Origin of the sequence: Sinorhizobium psoraleae (genome assembly GCF_013283645.1) — a bacterium.
GTDB classification, from domain to species: Bacteria; Pseudomonadota; Alphaproteobacteria; order Rhizobiales; family Rhizobiaceae; genus Sinorhizobium; species Sinorhizobium psoraleae.
Map to the genome: position 1 here is coordinate 204,411 of NZ_JABEKV010000003.1, position 13,478 is coordinate 217,888.

Consider the following 13,478-nt stretch of genomic DNA (forward strand, 5'->3'; position numbering starts at 1 on the left):
CGACCTATTTTGCAGCGTCAGCCAGGATCATGTCCGCCGCCTTTTCCGCAATCATGAAGACGGCCGCCTGGGTGTTTCCGGATACCATCTTCGGCATGATCGAGGCGTCGGCGATGCGTAGGCCTTCAATGCCGCGCAGCTTCAGCGTCGGGTCCGCCACGGCTTTCTCGTCCGTTCCCATCCGGCATGTGCCGCAGATGTGGTAAATCGTCTGGCCATTGGAACGGGCGAAATCCAGCCAATCCGCATCCGTGCGGCAATCAGGCCCGGGGCTTGTTTCCATATCGCGGAAGGCATCCATCGGCGCCTGTTCGACGATATGGCGGGCAATCTTCATGCCTTCCACCATGACGCGGCGGTCCTCTTCCTCCGCGAGGAAATTGGGCCGGATCGAGGGGGCCGCAAGCGGGTCCGGCGAAACAGCATGGATGGTTCCGCGCGACTGCGGCCGCAGCTGCGTCACCCCGATGGTCATGCCGGGCTTGCGGTCCAGCACCCGCTCGGCGGCGTTCGCATAGCTTGCATGCATGAAGAAGTACTGAACATCCGGGCCTTCCAGCCCTTCGCGGGTCCGCACGAAACCGTGAACGAGGCCGGTACCAAGCGTGAGTATGCCGCGACGGGTGGCGGCATACTGCGCAACGGCCATTGCCAGCTTCACCCCGCGCGTCTGCTCGTTCAGTGTGACCGGCCGTTTCACCCGCCAGTTCATGCGGGTGCAGAAGTGGTCGATGTAGTTTTCCCCGACCCCCGGGAGAGCATGAGCCACCGCGAGGCCAAGGTTCTGCAGAATTGCCGGGTTGCCGATGCCGGAAAGTTCCAGCAATTGCGGCGTCTGCGCCGCACCCGCCGCCAGAATGACCTCCGCCCTCGCCTTGAAACGGAGCTTGGCATCGCCGATACGCGCGGTGACCCCGGTTGCCCGCTTTCCATCGAGATCGACGGAAAGGACATGCGCCCCGGTCCGGACGCTGAGGTTCTGGCGCTTCATTGCCGGCTTCAGATAGGCTTCGGCGGCACTGACGCGGCGGCCGCCGCGCTGGTTCACCTGATAGTAGCCGAAGCCATCCTGGCTCTCGCCGTTGTAGTCGGGATTGCGCGCGTAACCGGCCTTTTCGGCAGCCCTGATGAAGGCCTCGCCGATTTCCGGGCGGAGTGCGACGGTGCTGAGCGGCAAGAGACCTCCATGCGCCCGCAGATCGTTTGCGGGGCCGTCATAATCTTCGATGCGCCGGAAGACGGGCAGGACATCGTCGAAACTCCAGCCGCGGCAGCCTGCCTGGGCCCAGCCGTCATAATCCCGGGGCTGGCCGCGCACGTAGATCATGCCGTTGATCAGCGTCGAGCCGCCGAGGCCCTTGCCGCGCGGCACGGCGATGACGCGGTTCTTCGTCGCCTCTTCCGGTTCGGACTTGAAGCGCCAATTGTAGGTCGGATCGACCAGCAGCTTGGAGAAGCCGGCGGGGATCCCGATCCACGGGCTACGACCGACGCCGCCGGCTTCGAGGAGAAGCACGCTGTGGCGGCCGGATTCCGTCAGGCGGTTGGCGAGTACGCAGCCGGCGTTGCCGCCGCCGACGATGATGTAGTCGAAGGTTTCCGCCGCAGCCTTCACGCCGCACCTCCTTTGGCCGGCGCGGGCAGCACCTTTCCGGGATTGAAGAGACCAGCGGGATCGATCGCCTGCTTGATAGCACGGGCAAGCGCCTGTTCAGCGACCGCCTTCGTGCGCTGCCACTCGCCCACGCGATATTGGCCGAGCCCATGTTCGGCCGAGATCGAACCGCGGTGGCGAACGACTGCATCATGAACCGCGCGATTGACCGCAGCCGGATCGTCCTCGGGTCCCAGCAGCACGTTGTAATGAAGATTGCCGTCGCCGAGATGCCCGAAGACGTTGAGCCGTGCCGCGCCCGAGACGGCAGCCACCGCGGCACGTGCGTCCGCGAGGTAAGCAGGCATGGCGGTGAGCGGCACCGAGATGTCGTGCTTCAGGCCGCGGCCCTCCCGCGCCTCTGCCTCCGTCACGTGTTCACGCAGCGCCCACAGCGATTGCGCCTGCTGACGGCTCGCGGCCACGACACCGTCAAGGGCAAGCTCTTCCTCGAAGGCGGCGGCAAACAGCGCTTCCATCGCAATCTCGAGCCCGGTCAGGCTAGACGCTGCTTCAATCAGCAGAAACCACTCGCCGGCGGCAATCGGACTTTTCAGGCCGGCGTGCCTCTCGACGAGCGCAATCGATTCCCCCGAGATGAGCTCGAAGGCGGAAAGCGCATCGCCGATCTCGCTCTGGGCCTTCGCGTAGAGCGCGATCGCCGTTTCCACGTCGGCTACGGAGAGCAGCGCAGTGACGCTGTGGCGCGGCGCCGGCACGAGCCGCAGGACGGCCGCCGTGACGATGCCGAGCGTTCCTTCGGCGCCGATGAAGAGCTGCTTCCAGTCGTAGCCCGCATTATCCTTGCGCAGGTGCCGGAGGCCGTCGACGATCGAACCGTCGGCAAGCACGACCTCGAGCCCGAGCACCAGCGCGCGCGTCATCCCGTAGCGCAGCACGTTGACGCCGCCGGCATTGGTGGAGACGATGCCGCCGATCGTGGCCGATCCCTCGGCCGCGAGGCTGACGGGCAGCATCCGCTCCCGCTTCGCGGCCTCCTCCTTGACGGACTGCAGGATCGCGCCGGCCTCGACCTCCACGGTCATGCCGACCGGGTCCAGGCTGCGGATCTTGGTCAGGCGGTTGAGCGACAGCAGCACCTGCGACGAACTGGCGTCGGGCGTCGCTCCACCGGCAAGGCCCGTGTTGCCGCCCTGCGGCACGATCGATGCGCCGTGCTTGCGGCAGGCGGCGACGACCTTCGCCACTTCGCCGGTGTTGCCCGGACGCACGACACAGAGCAGGCTCCCAACGAAGCTCCGCTTCCAGTCGACGGCATAGGGCTCGATGTCGCTCGGCGCCGTCAGCACGGCTGCGGGCCCGCAGATCGTCCGCAGTTGATCGAGGAGCGCGTCCTGCCCGGCCATCACGCGATCGCCCCCATGTGCTTCGCCATGAGTTCGATCTGGCATTGCAGCATCGGCAGGCCGCGCTGGATGCGGCACCCGATCGCCTCCGCCGCCTTCAGAAGCGGCGTCATCACCGGGTCCATGATCGCGTCGGCGACGACCTGACCGGCAGAGAGCCTGGAGAAATCGAGAGGCGGCGCGTCGGTCTCCTTCATGCCGAGCGATGTGCCATTGACGACGAGATCGTGGTCGGCCACTGACGCGGCATCGGTCGAGAGCGAGAGGCCGGGATGCGCCTGCCGCAGCCGCCCCACCAGAGCCTCGGCCCTGTCGATGGTGCGATTGGCGATGGTGAGGTGGCTGACACCGGCATCGGCCAGCGCGAAGGCAATCGCGCAGGCTGCACCCCCGGCACCGGCCACGTAGGCGCGTTTGCCCTCCGGCTCGAAGCCGGTTACCGTCCGAAGCGCCACGACGAAGCCGATGCCGTCGAGCATCGTCCCCACCATGCGGCCGTCCGCCTCGCGCCGGACGCAATTGACGGCGCCGATGTTGCGGGCCTCTCCGGTCACCCCGTCGCAGAGCCCGAGCATGACCGGCTTGTGCGGCACGGTCGCAATGAAACCGCCGAAATTCTCCATCGTCTTCAGGCCGGACACCAGCGTCGCCAGCCCTTCGGGTTTGACATGGAAGGGGATCAGCACCGCGTCCACGCCGTGACGAGCAAAGACCTCGGCCATGACTTCCGGCGTCTTCACGTGGTGGATCGGATCGGCAAGAATACCGTAGATGCGGGTCTTACCCGTGATCCGGTGGGCGGGTGCGTCCGTCATGCCATGCTCCGTATCGCTCGGACGTTGGAAGGATTGGTCTGGCGCCAGGCATTGGACGCCGAACGCCGTTCTGCGGCGATTACGTTCTGGAACGACATCGGTGATCTCGTCTGTTGCAGTGGGCTCGAAACCTGGTCTTTCACGTCATGTAAAGACCGCCGGCGACGTCGATCGTCTGCCCGGTGACGAAGCTTGATTCCGCCGAGGTCAGATAAACGGCGGCATCCGCCACCTCCTCCGGCTGACCCAGCCTGCCCATTGGCGTCAGCTTCACCTGCTCGTCGTTGATCTCGCGCGCGACGCCGCGCACCATCGGGGTCTCGATGCGGCCGGGCGCCAGCGCATTGACCCGGATGCCATAGGGGCCGAGTTCGGCTGCAAGGTGCTTGGTGAAACCGATCAGCGCCGATTTCGTCGCCGCGTAGTGGCAGGCGACGATCGGCGAATAGGTCTTGCCCGCCACCGACGACATGTTGACGATCCAGCCGCGCTCGGCCTTGCGCATTGATGGCGTGAGCGCACGGATCGTATTGAACGGGCCGGAGAGGTTGACGGCAACCACGCGGTTCCATTCCGTGGGATCCATCTCCCAGACCCTATGCGCCACCCCATCGTGCTTCGGCGAAATGCCTGCATTGTTGACGACGGTGTCGAAAGCATCGCCCATGGTCCTTGCGGCATCGTCAAGGCCGGCTTCGACTGCGCCGTAATCTGCAACATCGAGAAGAAGCGGCAGGCCCTCACCGTGACCATCGGCCTTGATGAGCGCCACGGTCTCGGCGATGTCGTCCGCGTTCATGTCGGCGACGCCGACGGTCGCGCCGCGGGCGGCAAAGCCGAGCGCGATCGCCCGTCCGATTCCGCGACCGCCACCGGTGACGAGCACGCGGCGGCCGGCATGGCTCGGACGGTACGAGATGGAGCAAGGGTTTTCTTCTCTTACAGGCATCATCAAATTCCCAAATAGGCTTGACGGACGTGATCGTTCGTAAGCAGCGCATCGGAGCTGTCCGAAAGGACGATCTCGCCGTTTTCGAGGACATAGCCGCGGTCGGCGGCCTTGAGCGTATGAAAGACGTTCTGCTCGACGATCAGGACCGTGGCACCCGTCTTGACGATCGTATCGATGACGTCGAAGACCTGCTGCACGACGATCGGCGCGAGACCCAACGACGGCTCATCGAACATCAGCAGTCTCGGGCGGGCCATCATGCCCCTTGCGATCGCCACCATCTGCTGTTCGCCGCCGGAAAGAGAACCGGCGCTCTGGTTCAGCCTCTCCCGCACGCGGGGAAAGAGCGACAGCACGTGGTCGAGCGTATCCTTCTGCTTCGCGCGCGCTTCCGCGCGATAGGCACCCATCAGCAGGTTTTCATGCACGGTCATGTCCGCAAAGAGTTGCCTGCCTTCCGGGATGAGCGTGATACCGAGATCGACGACCTCATGCGCGGGAAGCCTGGTGATATCCTGCCCCTCGAATGTGATACGTCCCGCGGTGGGCTTGATCAGGCCGGCGATGGTGCGCAGTGTCGTCGTCTTGCCGGCGCCGTTGGCTCCGACGATGGTTACGACCTCGCCCGGCTGAACGTCGAGCGAGACGTCGTGCAAGATGGTTGTCGCGCCGTATCCTGCGTGAATGCCTTCAAGCCTGAGCATGGGTGAATTCCTTTCCGAGATAGGCCTCGATCACCTGCGGATCGCGCACGACATTCTGGGGCTTGCCCTCCGCGATGATCCGGCCGGAGTTCAGCACCACCACACGATCCGACAGCGACATCACCGCCTGCATCACATGTTCGATGGCGATGATCGAGACGCCGCTGTCACGAATGGAGAGCATGAGGTCGATGGCGCGGCGGACGTCGGTCTGGTTGATGCCGGCCATGACCTCGTCGAGGAGCAGGATCCGCGGCTTCATGGCCATGACGCGGGCGACTTCCAGCCGCTTCAGCCCGCCGATGGTGAGCCCCCTCGCCTCGGCGTGGAGCCAGGGAGCGAGACCCATGCGGAATGCCGTCTCGCGTGCCGCCTCGCGGGCGTCGTTGACGTCGCGGTGGCGGTGGAAGGCGCCGACCATGATGTTTTCTTCGACCGTCATCGCCGCGAAGGGCTGGACGATCTGGAAGGTTCGGCCGACGCCGATCGCAGCGAAATCCCCCGGCGTCAGCGGCGCCTGCCAGGAGCCGTCCTCGGCCCGAACCCTGACCGAGCCGCTGTCCGGCTCGAGGAAGCCGGAGAGCATGTTGAAGACGGTGGTCTTGCCGGCGCCGTTCGGGCCGATCAGGCCGAGGATTTCGCCTTCCTTTAGCGAGAAGCTGACGTCGTTGGTGACGTGCAGTCCGGCGAAGTGCTTGTCCAGATGCTCCGCGACCAGGATGTCGTTGCCGATCGGCGGGCGCTCGGCGGCACGCGGGGCAGCGGCAACCGAAGCCGACTGAGTTCCGCGCTCCGGTACGGCGCTGCCGAAGTAGCGCCCGAGGATGCCCATCAGGCCATTCGGCATGAAGAGCACGACGAGGACCAACACGACGCCGTAGACAAAGCCGTGCAGGCCGAGCGCCTGCGCGCCGAGCCAGCCGCGGGCAAGTTCGGAGAGCGGCACGAGGAACAAGGCGCCGACGAGCGGCCCGACGACTGTACCGAGACCGCCGATCAGCGCGAACATCGCGATCTGGATCGACATTGTCAGCGAGAACATCGCCGCCGGCTCGATGAATGTGAGGTACATGGCGTGGAACGTACCGATGAAGGCGGTGAGCGCGGCCGATGCCGAGACTGCGATGAGGCGTACCTTGACGGTGTTCACGCCTGCGGCCTGGGCAGCGCTTTGGCGCTCGCGAGTGGCGACCAGATGGAATCCCAGGCGGTGCGAACGGATCCACCAGGCGACGGCGAGCGCCACGACCAGCATGCCGAAGGCGATGAGAAGCGCAGGTGTGCGATCGCGGAAGACCATCCACTCCCAGCCGAATTTCAGCGGGATCATCAGACCCGTTGCACCGCCGGTGAACTCCCGAAAGTGCAGCGCGAGCACGCGGAACACCTCGAGGAAAGCGATCGTCGCCAGCGAGAAGAACGGACCGCGCAGGCGGAAGCAGGGATAACTGATCGCAACGGCGACGACGACGGACACCGCCGCACCGGCAAACATCCCGAGCCAGGGCGAGATGCCGATGTTCATCAGCATCACGCCGGCGTAGGCGCCGATGCCATAGAAGATGGCATGACCGAGCGAGAGCTGTCCGGCATAGCCGCCGACGATGTTCCAGGCGGTCGAGAGACCGGCGAAGATGAAGATGGTGATGAAGATGTGTGCGACGAACTGGTCGCCGATGGCAATCGGTGCCGCCAGCAGCGCCAACAAGAGCGCGCCCAGCGCCCCAGCCTTCTTTAGCGGAACCGAACTTGTCCGAGCGGTCGGAGCGGTGTTGTCGAGCGTGGTATCTGTCATGGCTTTCCTCATGGCGATACATGCGAGAGGTTGAGGCGCTCGCTGAAGAGACCTGAAGGCTTGAGAATCAGGATCAGCAGGAACACGCCGAAGACGGCGACCTCGCGCAGATCGGATCCGATGTAGAAGCCGGCGAAGCTGTCGATCAGGCCGATGATCATCGCACCGGCAAAGGCGCCGCCGATCGAGCCGAGGCCGCCGAGGACCACCACCACGAAAGCGGTCAGCACAAAATAGGTGCCGATGGTCGGGGACGCCGGATAGAGGGGCGCGACCATGGCGGCGGCGAAGCCCACACAGGCCGCACCGATGCCGAAGGTCAGCATGTAGATGCGGTTGACATTGATACCCATGAGCTGGGCGGCGGCGCGGTTCTGCGCCACGGCGCGAATGGCGCGGCCCATCTGCGTCCGCTGCAGGAAGAGTTGCAGTCCGACCACGAGCGCTGCGGAAGCGAGCAGGATGATCACCTGCCCGAGCAGGACGCGGACAGGCCCGATCTGAATGGGCATGCGCAGCCCGCCGGGAGGCGTGTTGGCGATATCGGCGCCGAAGATCAGGAGCGCCAGGTTGATCAATGCCGTGGAGAGACCCACTGTGGCGAAGATCTGGATATGGTCGTCGCGTGCACTCATCAGCGGCTGGATGATGAAGCGCTGCGTGGCGACGCCCACCAGGAACAAGAGCGGCGCGACCGCCACGACGGTTACGAGCGGATGGAGACCAAGCTTGGCCGTGATCAGGTAGACCAGGTACATCCCGATCATCAGGAACTCGCCATGCGCGAAGTTCACGACCTTGACGATCCCGAAGATCAGGGTCAGGCCGATACTGACGATGGCAAAGAGGGCGCCGAGCATCAGGCCGCTGGCAAGCACTTGCAAAAACGTGTCCATCACGCCTCACTGTCTGTTGGGCACGGCGAACGGGACGAGACCGACCGGGCCGCAGCGTGCGAAACAAGGAGAACAGCTTCGGAAGGCGCAACCAACCTGCTGCGCCTTCCGCTCGGGAGGTCGCCTCAGTCGGCGAATTGCATCGGCGCGGTCGCCGCGGCGTCGGGATAGACCGTGACGAGTTTGCCGCCCTGCCACTGCATACCCATCATAGCGGCGCGTTCGTTCTGGTTGTTCTCGCCGAACTTGATGCCGTATCCGGCGGCGGTCGCACCGTCGGGAATGTCCATGGCCTTGACCGCCTCGACGATAGTGTCAGGCTCGAAGCCCTCCGCCTTGCCGATCGCTTCGAGAATGGCCTTGGCGCCGACATAGTTGTTCAGCGAATGGCCGGAGCGCGGCGCACTACCGTACTTCGCCTTGTAGGCCTCGATGAAGGCCTCGAGGCCAGGCGTCGCCTTGGTGTTGACGAGGTATTGGGTGAAGTCCACGTCAAGGACGCCATCGATCACGTCATGGCCCACTGCATCGGCCGTCGGCTGCATGGAGTAGCCGCCGCCACCGCCGATGACGGCCGCAGGCTTGTAGCCGGCCTCGTTGGCCTGCTGCAGGAACAGGACCGAGTCGTTCTGGTAGGAAGTCTGCAGCACCACGTCGACGCCGGCCTGCTTCAGCTCCAGCACCAACGAGGACATGTCGACGGTCGCCGCCGGATAGCCGGAGGAAACGGCCACGTTCAGGCCCCTCTCCTTGGCGTAGTTGGCCTGGTGCGTCGAGACGGAGGTGCCGTAGCTCGAGTCTTCGTAGATGATGCCGATCTTCAGCTCTTCCGGCTTCTTGCCGATGCCAGGTGCGATCTTGTCCGCGACCATGTCGACGATCATCTTGCCCATGTCGGCGGCATAAGGGTTGGTGCGGAATAGGTACTTGAGGCCGCGTCCGGTCACCTCGTCGGCAACGGCACCGAGTTCGAAATAGGGAATGCCGGAAAGCTCGGCAACCTGGCTTGCCGCGATCGAGCGCGCCGACGAATAGGTGCCGAAGATCGCCGCAACCTGCTCGAGCGAGATGAGGCGGCGGGCCTCGCCGATCGCCTGGTTGTTGTCGACCGCGTCACCGCGAACCAGGACGACCTTTTCGCCCTGGATGCCGCCGGCTGCATTGATCTCGTCGACCGCGATCTCCAGACCGCGTGCGCTCTCCTCCCCGAGAAGCGCGAGCTGGCCACTGAAGGGATAAAGCGCCCCGAACTTCACATCGGCATGCGCAGCGGTTGCCGACAGCACGATGGCTGCGACGGTAGTCTTCAGAAGATACGACAGTTTCATGTTCTCCTCCCGGAAGTGCCGTTGGTTACGATGGTCTCAAGGTCTCAGTAGTTCAGGGCGTCCTTCCCCTGAAAGCTGGTGATCGGCGGATGCGCACGCTCGTCGGTGATGACGTCGATGACTGTCAGTTCGTCGCGCGAGAGAGCCTCCTTCAATGCCGGCAGGAAGTCTGCCGGCTGGTCGACGCGAACACCGTTGCAGCCGATGGCCCGTGCGATGGCCGCATGATCGACCGCCTCGAAGTCGCAAACATCGGTGAAATTGCCGAACAGGCTGAGCTCGGCATGTTTCTGGTAGCCGAGGATCTGGTTGTTGAGCACGATGACGACGACCGGCAGCTTCATGCGGCGCGCCGTCTCCATCTCCGACCAGACATGGCCGAAGCCGCCGTCACCGGTAAGGCAGACAACCGGCGCATCCGGACGTGCCGCCTTGGCGCCGAGCGCATAGGGAAGGCCCCAGCCGAGGCCGGCGATGCCGCGCGGCGTGATGAAGCGCTGGCCGGCCTTGCGGGCGGTCAGGAAGTTGGCGATCCAGATCGACGAATAGCTGGCATCGGCGACGACGATGCTTTCCGGCGTCAGCACGCTGTCGAGATCGGCCATCAGGCGCTCCGGCCGCAGCGGCGCTGCGTCCATGTCGACGAGTTTCTTCATGTCCTCGCGATGGGCGGCAAGGCCGGTGGCGATCTTCTCCTCGAGCGCCTTCCGGCGAGTGGAAAGTGCCAACAGGTCCTCTTTCTCCAGCGCCTGCTTCAGCGCCGCGAGCGTCAGCTTGGCGTCGCCAGCAAGGCGCAGTGCCTCGTAGTTGCGGCCGATCTCGCCACCGTCCACGTCGAGATGGATATAGGTCGCGCCCTTCGGGTAGAGCGACCAACTGTCGGTTCCGTTCTGATTGGTGCGGTTGCCAATGAGAAGCACGACGTCGGCCTCGGTCACGAGGCTGCGCAGATGCGATGTGCGACCGCGCGGGGCCATGAAATAGCCGACGACACCGAGCGAGAGCGGATGGGTCTCGTCGACCGAGCCCTTGCCCATGACGGTGGTTGCGACCGGCAGGCCGAGCGCCTGCAAAGCAGAGAGCTCCGCGGATGCCTGCGAGGCATGCACGCCGCCGCCGGCGATCACGATCGGGGCTTTGGCCTTTGCGATAAGGCTAGCGGCCTCGGCGATCCGGGCCGGATCTGCAGCGGTGCGGTCGAGCGGGAACGTTCCAAGGCTCGCGCTGCGGCGCGGTTGTGCGGGGTCGATCTCCGGGCGCTCGTCCAGGACGTCGAGCGGGACGAGCAGGACCGCGGGGCCGGCGCGGCCGGTCGCGGCGGCGGTAAAGGCCATGTCGACATAGTCGTCGATGCGGGCCGGATCGGCCACGCGGCGGACCCATTTCGCGACCCCCGAAAACAGCGCAAGATGGTCGAGTTCCTGGAAGGCGTTCTTGTCGGTAAAGCGGCGCGAAACGTCCTGTACGATCGCGACGACGGGGATCGAGGCCTTCAGCGCCTCGGCGAGGCCGGGCACCAGGAGGGTCGCCGCCGGCCCGTTCTGAGCGGTGACGACGGAGACTTTGCCGGAGACCCGCGCGAAGGCGTCGGCCATGGCGGCGCCGGCGTTCTCGGTTCGGTAGCCGATCTGGCGGATGCCGTAATCGGGCGCGGCCAGGAACAGGGCCGAGGGAATGCTCTGGCCGAAGATCTCCCTCACGCCGTGGCGCTGAAGGGCTGCGGCGAGCAGATGGGCGCCGGTCATGTTGTCGGCGCTCGATGTCGCCTGTGACCTGCTCATGACGTTCATGCTCATTTCCTTTCCTGGCCTTTCGGAGGGCAGGCCTATGCCTGCGTGTCCATAACGAGAACGATCTTGCCGGTGTGGCTGCCGCTATCCATGCGGGCATGGGCATCGGCGACCTTTTCAAAGGGATAGGTGGAGTCGATCAGCGGTCGCGCCTGGCCGCGCGCAAGAACCGGCAGCACGTGCTCCTCGAGCGAGCCAGCAAGCTTCGCCTTCATGGCGAGCGGGCGGGCGCGCAACGTCGAACCGGTGAGTGTGATTCGTTTCATCAGGAGCGGCAGGAAGTCGATTTCCGCCTTCGAGCCTTTCTGGAAGGCGATCTGGGCGATGCGGCCATCGACGGCGACGGCCTCGAGGTTGCGGGCGATATAGTCGCCGCCGACCATGTCGAGGATGACATCGGGGCCGCGACCGCCTGTAAGTTCCTTCGATACGGCCACGAAATCCTGGCGGCGGTAATCGATCGCCCCATCGGCGCCGAGTTTCAGGCATGCCTCGCATTTCTCAGGCGAGCCGGCGGTGACAATCACCTTGGCGCCGAAGGCCTTCGCGAGCAACAGTGCCGTCGTGCCGATGCCGGACGTGCCACCATGGATGAGCAGCGTCTCGCCCGGCTTCAGGCCCGCCCGCTCGAAGACATTGCTCCAGACCGTGAAATAGGTTTCGGGAAAGGCGCCGGCCTCCACGAAGGACATGCCCTCGGGCACCGGAAGCGCGGAAGCCTCCTGCACGACCGCCCATTCGGCATAAGCGCCGCTATGGACCAGCGCCATCACCCGGTCACCTGGTTTGAAGCGGCGCACGCCGGACCCGAGGCTTTCGACGAAGCCCGCGAGCTCCAGCCCGAGTATGTCGGAGGCACCCGGCGGGGGCGGATAGTTACCCTGACGCTGCATCACGTCGGGTCGGTTGATGCCGGCGGCGCAGACACGCACGAGCATCTCGCCTTCGCCGGGAACGGGGCGCGGCCGTTCGACGATCTGAAGAACCTCGGGCCCGCCCGGCCTGGATGCGATGACGGCACGGGTGGTGGCGCTCATGCCTCTTCTCCATTGATTTGCTGGTTCAAAGCACCGGGAAGCAGCAGCACTTTCACCGCCTGGCGGCTGCGGGCGAGTTCGAAGGCTTCGACGGCCTGCGATAGCGGTCGCCGATGGGTGATGAGGCGCGAGAGCGTCCTGGCATTCTCGGCAAGCAATCGGATTGCCTCCTCGAGCGCCGTCGATGTCGTGTCGTGAGCCGCGCGTATCTGCTTCTTCTCGCGAACGAAGCGGGTGAGGTCGAGCTGGAGCGGCCTCGAGTGGATGCCGGCGGCCACCAGAATGCCGCTGGAGCGCAGCACCGCGAGGCCGTCGGCGACCGATTGGGCTACGCCCGTGGCTTCGATCACGCGATCCGCCGGCTGGCCGAAGGTCTCGGCAACGGCGTCGGCAAGACTGGTTTCGGCAAGATCGGCGATGTGGGGGATGCCCATCTCGCGGGCGAGGGAGAGGCGGACCGCGTCGTTGAAACCGGCCAGCAGGACATTGGCGCCGCGGTTTGCAGCAACCCAGGCAATGCCAAGGCCGATCGGTCCCGGCCCGAGGACGACGGTACGGTCGCCGGGCGTCACCTCGGCGACATCGACGGCGTTGACGGCGATCGATAGCGGCTCGGTCAGCGCGGCAATTTCGAGATCCAGGCCGTCAGGGATGCGGCGGCAGTTGGAAGCCGGCACCGTGACCCTCTCGGCGAAGCCGCCGTCGCAGTGAAGACCGATGATGCTGCGGTTGCCGCAGTCCTGCGGCCGCCCGGCGCTGCAGGCGTGACACTTACCGCAGGTCTTTGTCGGCCAGCAGGTGACGCGATCGCCGGCTCGAAAGCCGCTTACCCCCTCCCCGACGGATTGCACCACGCCGGAGAACTCGTGGCCGATCGTGACCGGCATGACTGCAGTCATGAACTCGTACCCAGCTGTCCACTCATAGGCATGGATATCGCTGCCGCAGATGCCGGCGGCCGCCACCTCGATGGCCAGCTCCCCATAGCCGGGCGCCTGCGCAGCACCGAGCGATACGAGCTCGGCGCCAAACGCGGCCACGGTCTTGCGCAGCGCGATCATGCTTTCCTCCACTTTTGCTTCGGCGACTGGCCTCCTCGCCCGTCCCTGTGTACGATTTCTGCTCGCACAAGCCGAAGTT

At 65.2% G+C, this 13,478-nt stretch carries 11 protein-coding genes; all 11 read right to left on the reverse strand.

Annotated elements, in window-relative coordinates; genetic code table 11:
* Window positions 1–4: 4 nt before the first annotated feature.
* A complete protein-coding gene (locus ILFOPFJJ_RS16860; protein WP_173511721.1) occupies window positions 5–1,615 on the reverse strand; it encodes a GMC family oxidoreductase in 1,611 nt (536 codons plus the stop codon).
* Window positions 1,612–3,021: an FAD-binding oxidoreductase gene (locus ILFOPFJJ_RS16865; RefSeq protein ID WP_173512475.1), complete on the reverse strand. Its 1,410-nt coding sequence runs from the start codon at window positions 3,019–3,021 to the stop codon at window positions 1,612–1,614. The genes ILFOPFJJ_RS16860 and ILFOPFJJ_RS16865 overlap by 4 nt, the downstream gene beginning before the upstream one ends.
* The gene (locus tag ILFOPFJJ_RS16870) at window positions 3,021–3,836 is read right to left on the reverse strand and encodes a shikimate dehydrogenase family protein (protein ID WP_173511722.1); all 816 of its coding nucleotides are present in this window, start codon (window positions 3,834–3,836) and stop codon (window positions 3,021–3,023) included. The genes ILFOPFJJ_RS16865 and ILFOPFJJ_RS16870 overlap by 1 nt, the downstream gene beginning before the upstream one ends.
* A gap of 139 nt (window positions 3,837–3,975) precedes the next feature.
* A complete protein-coding gene (fabG, locus tag ILFOPFJJ_RS16875; RefSeq protein WP_173511723.1) occupies window positions 3,976–4,785 on the reverse strand; it encodes a 3-oxoacyl-ACP reductase FabG in 810 nt (269 codons plus the stop codon).
* A 2-nt stretch (window positions 4,786–4,787) separates the two neighbouring features.
* Window positions 4,788–5,492, reverse strand: a complete 705-nt coding sequence (locus ILFOPFJJ_RS16880) for an ABC transporter ATP-binding protein (RefSeq protein WP_173511724.1) — start codon at window positions 5,490–5,492, stop codon at window positions 4,788–4,790.
* Window positions 5,479–7,212, reverse strand: a complete 1,734-nt coding sequence (locus ILFOPFJJ_RS16885; RefSeq protein WP_376741433.1) for a branched-chain amino acid ABC transporter ATP-binding protein/permease — start codon at window positions 7,210–7,212, stop codon at window positions 5,479–5,481. The genes ILFOPFJJ_RS16880 and ILFOPFJJ_RS16885 overlap by 14 nt, the downstream gene beginning before the upstream one ends.
* Window positions 7,213–7,295: 83 nt before the next feature.
* The gene (locus tag ILFOPFJJ_RS16890) at window positions 7,296–8,183 is read right to left on the reverse strand and encodes a branched-chain amino acid ABC transporter permease (RefSeq protein WP_173511726.1); all 888 of its coding nucleotides are present in this window, start codon (window positions 8,181–8,183) and stop codon (window positions 7,296–7,298) included.
* A gap of 125 nt (window positions 8,184–8,308) precedes the next feature.
* Complete coding sequence (locus ILFOPFJJ_RS16895) at window positions 8,309–9,511, reverse strand: ABC transporter substrate-binding protein (RefSeq protein WP_173511727.1); 1,203 nt, start codon at window positions 9,509–9,511, stop codon at window positions 8,309–8,311.
* A 44-nt stretch (window positions 9,512–9,555) separates the two neighbouring features.
* On the reverse strand, window positions 9,556–11,301 hold the full coding sequence (locus ILFOPFJJ_RS16900; RefSeq protein WP_173511728.1) for an acetolactate synthase catalytic subunit: 1,746 nt from the start codon (window positions 11,299–11,301) through the stop codon (window positions 9,556–9,558).
* A 35-nt stretch (window positions 11,302–11,336) separates the two neighbouring features.
* The gene (locus ILFOPFJJ_RS16905; protein ID WP_173511729.1) at window positions 11,337–12,338 is read right to left on the reverse strand and encodes an NAD(P)H-quinone oxidoreductase; all 1,002 of its coding nucleotides are present in this window, start codon (window positions 12,336–12,338) and stop codon (window positions 11,337–11,339) included.
* On the reverse strand, window positions 12,335–13,399 hold the full coding sequence (locus ILFOPFJJ_RS16910; RefSeq protein ID WP_173511730.1) for a zinc-dependent alcohol dehydrogenase: 1,065 nt from the start codon (window positions 13,397–13,399) through the stop codon (window positions 12,335–12,337). Before ILFOPFJJ_RS16910 ends, ILFOPFJJ_RS16905 begins: the two co-directional genes overlap by 4 nt.
* Between the last annotated feature and the right edge of the window lie 79 nt (window positions 13,400–13,478).

What these genes read in the sequence shown, in the direction of transcription:
- ILFOPFJJ_RS16870 (WP_173511722.1), bottom strand. Translation starts at nt 3,836, where the DNA reads ATGACGGACGCACCCGCCCACCGGATCACGGGTAAGACCCGCATCTAC.
- ILFOPFJJ_RS16900 (WP_173511728.1), bottom strand. Translation starts at nt 11,301, where the DNA reads ATGAACGTCATGAGCAGGTCACAGGCGACATCGAGCGCCGACAACATG.
- ILFOPFJJ_RS16895 (WP_173511727.1), bottom strand. Translation starts at nt 9,511, where the DNA reads ATGAAACTGTCGTATCTTCTGAAGACTACCGTCGCAGCCATCGTGCTG.
- ILFOPFJJ_RS16890 (WP_173511726.1), bottom strand. Translation starts at nt 8,183, where the DNA reads ATGGACACGTTTTTGCAAGTGCTTGCCAGCGGCCTGATGCTCGGCGCC.
- ILFOPFJJ_RS16865 (WP_173512475.1), bottom strand. Translation starts at nt 3,021, where the DNA reads ATGGCCGGGCAGGACGCGCTCCTCGATCAACTGCGGACGATCTGCGGG.
- fabG (WP_173511723.1), bottom strand. Translation starts at nt 4,785, where the DNA reads ATGCCTGTAAGAGAAGAAAACCCTTGCTCCATCTCGTACCGTCCGAGC.
- ILFOPFJJ_RS16910 (WP_173511730.1), bottom strand. Translation starts at nt 13,399, where the DNA reads ATGATCGCGCTGCGCAAGACCGTGGCCGCGTTTGGCGCCGAGCTCGTA.
- ILFOPFJJ_RS16905 (WP_173511729.1), bottom strand. Translation starts at nt 12,338, where the DNA reads ATGAGCGCCACCACCCGTGCCGTCATCGCATCCAGGCCGGGCGGGCCC.
- ILFOPFJJ_RS16880 (WP_173511724.1), bottom strand. Translation starts at nt 5,492, where the DNA reads ATGCTCAGGCTTGAAGGCATTCACGCAGGATACGGCGCGACAACCATC.